7 protein-coding genes and 1 rRNA gene are annotated in these 6,838 nt (G+C 57.4%); 6 read left to right on the top strand and 2 right to left on the bottom strand.

Features of this window, described 5'->3' with window-relative positions:
* The 3 genes from rrf to D7325_RS08410 all read left to right on the top strand — a co-directional run.
* Positions 1–88: ribosomal RNA gene (gene rrf, locus D7325_RS08420) — 5S ribosomal RNA — on the top strand; the annotation flags it as partial.
* Between the two features lie 101 nt (positions 89–189).
* A complete protein-coding gene (locus D7325_RS19430) occupies positions 190–882 on the top strand; it encodes a disulfide bond formation protein B (protein WP_120995098.1) in 693 nt (230 codons plus the stop codon).
* A gap of 135 nt (positions 883–1,017) precedes the next feature.
* Complete coding sequence (locus D7325_RS08410; RefSeq protein ID WP_120995097.1) at positions 1,018–1,251, top strand: DUF3079 domain-containing protein; 234 nt, start codon at positions 1,018–1,020, stop codon at positions 1,249–1,251.
* A 123-nt stretch (positions 1,252–1,374) separates the two neighbouring features.
* Here D7325_RS08410 and D7325_RS08405 read toward each other — a convergent pair whose 3' ends face one another.
* Positions 1,375–2,814, bottom strand: a complete 1,440-nt coding sequence (locus tag D7325_RS08405) for a DegQ family serine endoprotease (RefSeq protein WP_120995096.1) — start codon at positions 2,812–2,814, stop codon at positions 1,375–1,377.
* Positions 2,815–3,299: 485 nt separating this feature from the next.
* Positions 3,300–3,581: a con-10 family general stress protein gene (locus D7325_RS08400; RefSeq protein ID WP_120995095.1), complete on the bottom strand. Its 282-nt coding sequence runs from the start codon at positions 3,579–3,581 to the stop codon at positions 3,300–3,302.
* A 428-nt stretch (positions 3,582–4,009) separates the two neighbouring features.
* Here D7325_RS08400 and D7325_RS08395 point away from each other — a divergent pair, with 428 nt between their 5' ends.
* The 3 genes from D7325_RS08395 to D7325_RS08380 all read left to right on the top strand — a co-directional run bounded on the left by D7325_RS08395 (position 4,010) and on the right by D7325_RS08380 (position 6,837).
* The gene (locus D7325_RS08395) at positions 4,010–4,372 is read left to right on the top strand and encodes a CidA/LrgA family protein (RefSeq protein WP_120995094.1); all 363 of its coding nucleotides are present in this window, start codon (positions 4,010–4,012) and stop codon (positions 4,370–4,372) included.
* 17 nt (positions 4,373–4,389) lie between these two features.
* Complete coding sequence (locus tag D7325_RS08390; protein ID WP_120995093.1) at positions 4,390–5,088, top strand: LrgB family protein; 699 nt, start codon at positions 4,390–4,392, stop codon at positions 5,086–5,088.
* 372 nt (positions 5,089–5,460) lie between these two features.
* Complete coding sequence (locus D7325_RS08380) at positions 5,461–6,837, top strand: tyrosine-type recombinase/integrase (RefSeq protein ID WP_120995092.1); 1,377 nt, start codon at positions 5,461–5,463, stop codon at positions 6,835–6,837.
* The last annotated feature ends 1 nt before the right edge of the window (position 6,838 follow it).

Raw genomic sequence — 6,838 nt, 5'->3', positions numbered from 1 at the left:
CTGATCCCATCCCGAACTCAGAAGTGAAACGACGCATCGCCGATGGTAGTGTGGGGTCTCCCCATGTGAGAGTAGGTCATCGTCAAGCTCCTATCCCAAACGCCTCGGCCTATCGGTCGGGGCGTTTGTCTTTGCGCGATGGTAACCTGAGCGCCTGTGGCGCTGGCTTCAACTGCATCGCCAGCGAGCATGTCCAAGACGCCGAGGGAACAGGTAATCTCTATCCGCGGTACGCATCAAGCCTGCCGTTCTGTGGTTCGGTTCGGCAGCGAGCATTCTTCTCGTCATTTGCTGGCCGATCAACAATTGATCGCACTCTCCCATCGCTGCGCTTGTCGCACTTGGCTATTTTCTCCCTTATTCTGCTGCTTAAGTGGGTTCCATAATGAGGGGAATATAGTGATATACACATCGGATCGTTTTTTGCTTTTTTTATTGAGCCTGGTTTGCTTCACGCTCGTGCTGGGAGCGGTTGCGATACAGGAACTGATGGGGCAGTATCCGTGCCCACTTTGCATCATTCAGCGTTATATATTTCTAGTGATTGCCCTTGTAGCTTTGGTTGGCTCGGTTACCAGCAACCGTAGTGCTAATCGAGTTGCTGGCTGGGCAAGTCTAATTCTTGCCGGCTCAGGCTTGGCTGTGGCCGCCAGGCTGGTCTATGTGCAATCGCATCCTGGCGCTAGTTGCGGCATCGACCGTATGCAATTGTTAACCGATGCCAGTCCGCTAGCCGAGTGGTGGCCTACCGTATTCCAAGCTACCGGAATGTGCGGTGATGTACTGGAGCCTCTTCTCGGGCTATCGATGGCTCAGTGGGGCTTGGTCGCATTCACGACGATTATTGGCGCCTTGGCCGTGGGACTTTGGAAGTTGCGCTAATGGAGTAGGCCATCACTGAAGATGGCGCGCTCGAGAATGACCGAGCTTTGTCCGGTTTTCTTGAGTCCGATCAATTCTGGTCCCGTTCCTCTTCGCTAGCCTGACTGCGGTTGCTCGCTCAGGAGGCACCGTCCGATGGCAAAGAAATTCCCTTTACTCCCCAAGCATCCAGAGCGCATTTGCTGGGGCTGTGATCGTTATTGTCCGGCTGAATCTCTGGCTTGCGGGAACGGTGCGGACAGAACCATGCATCCTATGGAGATGTTTGGGGATGACTGGTATGAATTCGGTGGTTGGGGTATCGAACCGCCTGAGCCAGTGGCCGCTCAGTCGGATGTGATCGCGACAGACCGGACTACCGATAGCTGATGTTTTGTGCGCTTATCGGTGAAGGGCTGGAAGCCCTGGCGTCGTTTGGTTTGGACGACATGAAGCGCAGCGCGGCGGAGAGAATGCCGCCCGGAGATACGCCGGGCGGCATGAGCGTGAAAGTTACTGCGAAAGCTCGAAGGTTATGAAGCTCGCCCGTCCCTGACGCAACACTCGCATCGATACGGAGCGGTTCTTCGGCAGATCCTCGGCGACCTCCTGGAAGGTCTTAACCGAATCAATAGCCCTGTTATTGAGGTGCGTGATGACATCGCCGCGCCGCAGACCGATGCGGGCTGCTGGACCGTTGCGAACCTCATTGATCACGACGCCTTGCTCAAGCTCCATCGCCTTCTTCTGCTCGTCCGTCAATTCAGCGACCGTCACGCCGAGCCGATTGCTGCTCTGCTGCGTGTCAGGGTTGCCGCTTGCGGCCATGAGCTCGTCGTCGCCCGGTAGCGTGCCGATGGTGATGGTCACATTGCGCCGCTCGCCATCACGAATCACCTCGAGGTTAGCCTTGCTACCTGGCTTCAACACGCCGACCAGATGAGGCAGATCACCGGACGTCAGGATCGGTTCGCCGTTCATGTTGATAATGACGTCGCCAACTTTCAGTCCGCCTTTTTGCGCGGGGCTGTTTTCCATCACCTGGGCTACCAGTGCGCCGGCAGGACGCTCAAGGCCAAAGGACTCGGCCAGGTCCTTGTTGACCTCCTGGATGACCACGCCCAGCCAGCCGCGACTGACCTTGCCTTCGGTACGCAGCTGATTCGCCACGTCCATTGCGACATCAATCGGTATGGCAAACGAGAGGCCCATGAAGCCGCCCGAACGCGTGAAGATTTGCGAGTTGATTCCCACCACCTCGCCGTCCAGGTTGAACAGCGGGCCGCCGGAATTGCCTGGATTAATGGCCACGTCGGTCTGGATGAAGGGCACGTAGTTCTCGTTCGGCAAGCTACGTCCCGTTGCGCTGACGATGCCAGCGGTCACCGTATGATCGAAGCCGAAGGGAGATCCGATCGCGACGACCCATTCACCGGCCTCAAGGTCTTTCGAGTTGCCAAGCTTTACCGTAGGCAGGTCATCTGCTTCGATCTTTAGCAGAGCCACATCGGTGCGTGGATCGGCACCGATCAGTTTGGCTTCCAATTCGCTACGGTCAGGCAGCCGAACGATGATTTCTTCGGCGTTGGCGACCACATGGTTATTGGTCAGCACATACCCGTCCTCGGAAATGATGAAGCCAGAGCCGAGAGACTGGGCTTCTCGCTGACGATCCGGTCCTTGCGGCGAGCCGGGCATTCCGGGAAAGCCTGGCATCCCCGGTACGCCATGTTCGAAGAACTCACGAAGCGCTGGCGGCAAGCCTTCCAGGTCCGGCATTCCGGACGGGCTGCCTCGTTGCGGGACTTTCTGCGTGGTGCTGATATTAACTACCGCGGGCGAGGCTTCTTTTACCAAGGGCGTGAAGTCGGGTAGCTCCGCATGAGCGAGCAGGGCTTGGCTCAGGAGGGCCACGCCTGCCGTAATGGAAACAAAGGTTTTGCGAAGGGGCATGATTTCCTCACATTCAGATGTGACTGAAGCTCGCCTGCGGCGCAACGAGGCGAGACGGTTCTGCCAGAGCTGAAGACGAAACGCAGCAGAACCAGCACTATCGACCATACAGCATCGACAACGTCCTCAGCCTGATCCGAACTGTACGCCATGGAACGTCAGAAGCGGGTGAAGGAGGTGTAAAGGAAATGTAAGCGGAAGAAGATTCTGTTCGATCGTGACTCGGGCTGCCGCAGCAATACACTAGGATGACGCAACTAAGCAATTCAGCTGTTATTTCAAGTTAAAGCCAAATGGCTAGGGAAGTACGCTGCCAAGATAAATGCGTCAGGCCGATACGGTTTTTGATGCCGAATGGAATTGGGAGGAGGTAGTGCTGCTGAAACTACGGGAACGGAATATGGCGTGAGCTTTCGAAGAATCTAGCTAAGGTTGGCGCGAGAATTGTTGCCGCGGATGGAGCCCACCCGCGGCAACTACCGGCATTACGAGTTGCGGCCACCGCCATGGCTGTTCTGGCCGCCCTTGCGGCCTGCCTCGGAGGCTTTTTCGCGGTCGTTGGCAAAATTGCCGCCGCTGTTCTGGCCACCTTTACGTCCAGCTTCGGCCGCACGCTCAGGATCGTTGGCGAAGTTCCCGCCGCTGTTCTGGCCGCCTTTCGAACCAATTTCCTGATAGAACTCTTTGTCATGCGTGGAAGCAGTTGCTTCACCGCCCTTACGACCCGCTTCGCTTACACTCATGCTGCCATCTTTTTTAGTAGCCATGGATGTATCTCCTGCTAGGGTTAGTTAATCATTGGCCGCTGATATAACGTTGGTTTGATTCAGCATAGTCAGCCGCCTCACTTATTCGGAGTTCAAGCGAACGCTTGTGTTCACAGCTTGCGCTGAATAGCCGATGAGTGGTCGTAGTTCAATTAGGCCAGCTAGTTAGTTAGCGAGCGTGGCGTCGACGCTCATTGCTTTGGATGGCAGGTAAGCTGATCGCAGCCTTCGTATTGCTGCGTATCGGTGCATGTGAGGCGTGCTCATCGCTGCAACTGATCTGCCAGTGTCGATGGCAGCTGAGCCTGTTCATCCCTCAGGGAGGTCGGCATAGTCAGCAGTTTCGCTTGATAGGCCCCGGCCCCGGCCCCGCCAGCGCCGGCCCTGCCGATGGTGTCGGATCATCAAGCGCCAAACGGGAGTCGACGATGCTCAAGGGTTTGACGGTGCTGTTCTTTGTCCAGTGGCTGGGTACGGCCGTGGGACTGTTGGCCGTTCCTATGCTGCCGGGTCCTATCCTCGGGATGCTGTTGCTGCTCGGATGGCTTATGGCCCGAGGTGAGATCAGCCAGCCGATCGATACCGCCGCGAGCGGCTTGCTGCAGTACCTGCCCTTGCTGCTGGTGGTGCCTGCGGTCGGCATCATCGACAGCGGCGACCTGCTGCTCGACGACCTCCCCATCATCGCCACGGCATTGGTCCTGTCTCTGCTGGTAACGGTACCGCTGTGTGGCTGGTTGATGCAGAGAATGATCAATCGAGCGGAATCACGCGGGGAGCGCCGGCCATGACCACAGCAAACGGGACCATGAGGTTACTGATCGACCATCCACTGTCAGCCATCTTGCTGACCCTCTTCGCCTTCCAATTGGCCCTCTTGTTATACCGGCGCAGCGGTTGGTTGCTGCTTCAGCCCGTCATGCTCGCTACGGCGCTGGTCGCCGGCGTGCTGTGGGTCGCTGAAATCGAGTATGCGAACTACCGTGAAAGCGCCAGTCCCATCGCCTTCCTGCTCGGACCAGCTACCGTCGCGCTAGCCGTTCCGTTGTACCGAAACCTCGGTCGCATCCGGCAGCTGTTCTGGCCGATCGTGGTCACGCTCGCCGTCGGCGGCAGCCTGACGGTCATTCTCACATTGCTGATAGCTCACCTGATGGGTGCGGAGCTGCCGGTACTCATGAGCCTCGCGCCGAAGTCCGCGACCATGCCGATCGCCATGCTTGTCGCCGAGCAGGCCGGTGGCATCGCGTCGCTGACGGCGGTGCTGGTGATGCTTACCGGTGTCATCGGCACGGCAATGGGGCCTTGGCTGTTTCGACTCGGCGGCATCGGCGATCCAGTGGCCCGCGGGCTGAGCTATGGCATCAATGGCCATGCGATCGGTACGGCGAGAGCGCTGGAGGAGGGCGAGGAATGCGGTGCGTTCGCGGCACTGGGCATGAGCCTGATGGGCCTTCTCATCGCCATGCTGCTACCGCTCGTGTTGGGAGCTGGCCTGTTTGGCTAAAGGCGGGTACAGGCATGGCCCGCCACGGGGATAGTGGTTGGTCGCCAGCGCTGTTGCGCTTGTGCTGATGAAACAAAAAAGGCCCGCATCGCTGCGAGCCTTGGTATTCGTGGTGCCGGCACCAGGAGTCGAACCCGGGACCTACTGATTACAAGTCAGTGATAAAGACCTATTATTCACAGGTCGTTTGATTAAAATTGACAGCATTGACGAGTTGTAAATTCTTAAATTTAAAGGGTTTTAACGTATTTACTGGCTTTCGAGGCTGAATATAACCATTGTTTGTTTTTTAGTCAAAACCCTACCCTAGCCCTACCCCAAGCGCTATAATCCCTACCCCAACCCTACCCAGGAAACGGTCAGGATTTCGGTATGAAAACGCGCGTCGCCATGAACGAACATACCCTCAAGCGGCTCAAATATGACCCCGCCAAAGGGCGTACCGAATACCTTGATCCTTCCATGCCTGGGCATGGCACCTTCGGGGTGCGGGTCAGCAAGACATGTAAAAGTTTCATCTTGCTATACAGCTTTCATAACCATCCGCGCCGCCTGACCCTGGGTACTTACCCCGATCTGTCACTCGCCGAGGCGCGCGCCAAGGCGGCGCAAGCCGTTGAACTGCTCAAGCAGGGGGTCGATCCCGGGCAGAAGAAAATTGTCGAGTTGGTCGAATACCGCACCAGTCCGACGTTCGAAGAAGCTGTTGTCAGCTACCTAGAATGGGCCGAAAAGAACAAGAAATCGTGGCGTGAAGATGAGCGCATGCTGCGCACTGAGTTTGTGCCTCATCTCGGGCGTACCAAGATCGGTGATGTCACGCGCAAGCAGGTCATGGCGCTGCTGGATCACAAGGCCAAGACGGCCCCGGTGCAGGCCAACCGCATGCTGGCTGTGATCCGCAAAATGTTCAACTTCTGCGTCGAGCGCGAGATCCTTGCTGCGACACCCCTGGTGCAGATCAAGAGGGTGGCCAAGGAAACGCCACGGGAGCGCAGCCTCAATCGGCACGAGTTGGTGTGGTTTCTCCACCAATTGGCCGGAGCCTCGCTGACGACCAATACGCGCTTTGCTCTGCTGCTGAGTCTGATGCTGGCGCAGCGCTCGGGGCGCGTTGTGGCCATGCGCTGGGTCGACTTTGACCTCGACGACCTGATCTGGGATCGCAGTGGCAAGTTCGAGAAGAACAACAACCCGATTGCTATTCCGCTGTCCGAGGATGTGCTAAGCATTCTGAAATATCTGCGCGAGCGGCAAGTTCAAAAAGTGATGTCGAATGACCCTGAGCACTGGACGAACAGTAAAAAGCTGCCCAGTCCTGGGCAGTACGTCTTTCCCGGGCGTTGGCCTGCCAAACCACAGACGCAACCGTCGCTCAACCGCGCGATGCGCCGCTTCTACGATGACTACGTGAAGGATTCAGATCGGGTCGAAGAAGAGAGTCTGCTGCGCGTTGCCGATGGCTATCCGCGTCCAACCGTGCATGACCTGCGACGCACGGCGACCACGCACATGTCCAAGCACGGCCTGGGCAAGGAAGTGCGGAGTCGCATCCTTAACCACAAGGACCTTTCGGTGGATGCGATTTATGACCGCTATGCCTACTTTGAAGAAAAGGCAGAGGCTCTCCAGGGGTGGCATGCCTATCTGAAGGGGTTGCTGCAGAAGGAGTTTGGCGACGTGGATTGGGTTGAGTTCTACGGGCGGCGTATGGAGGCCCAGGCGCCAGACGAGGAGGGCGATGCGTGAG

The sequence above is a fragment of the Stutzerimonas urumqiensis genome (genome assembly GCF_003640395.1).
GTDB lineage: Bacteria > Pseudomonadota > Gammaproteobacteria > Pseudomonadales > Pseudomonadaceae > Stutzerimonas > Stutzerimonas urumqiensis.
This window is presented reverse-complemented; position numbering and strand designations above follow the sequence as displayed.

Coding starts and splice junctions, on each gene's coding strand:
- D7325_RS19430 (WP_120995098.1), top strand. CDS start 190: ATGTCCAAGACGCCGAGGGAACAGGTAATCTCTATCCGCGGTACGCAT.
- D7325_RS08410 (WP_120995097.1), top strand. CDS start 1,018: ATGGCAAAGAAATTCCCTTTACTCCCCAAGCATCCAGAGCGCATTTGC.
- D7325_RS08405 (WP_120995096.1), bottom strand. CDS start 2,814: ATGCCCCTTCGCAAAACCTTTGTTTCCATTACGGCAGGCGTGGCCCTC.
- D7325_RS08400 (WP_120995095.1), bottom strand. CDS start 3,581: ATGGCTACTAAAAAAGATGGCAGCATGAGTGTAAGCGAAGCGGGTCGT.
- D7325_RS08395 (WP_120995094.1), top strand. CDS start 4,010: ATGCTCAAGGGTTTGACGGTGCTGTTCTTTGTCCAGTGGCTGGGTACG.
- D7325_RS08390 (WP_120995093.1), top strand. CDS start 4,390: ATGAGGTTACTGATCGACCATCCACTGTCAGCCATCTTGCTGACCCTC.
- D7325_RS08380 (WP_120995092.1), top strand. CDS start 5,461: ATGAAAACGCGCGTCGCCATGAACGAACATACCCTCAAGCGGCTCAAA.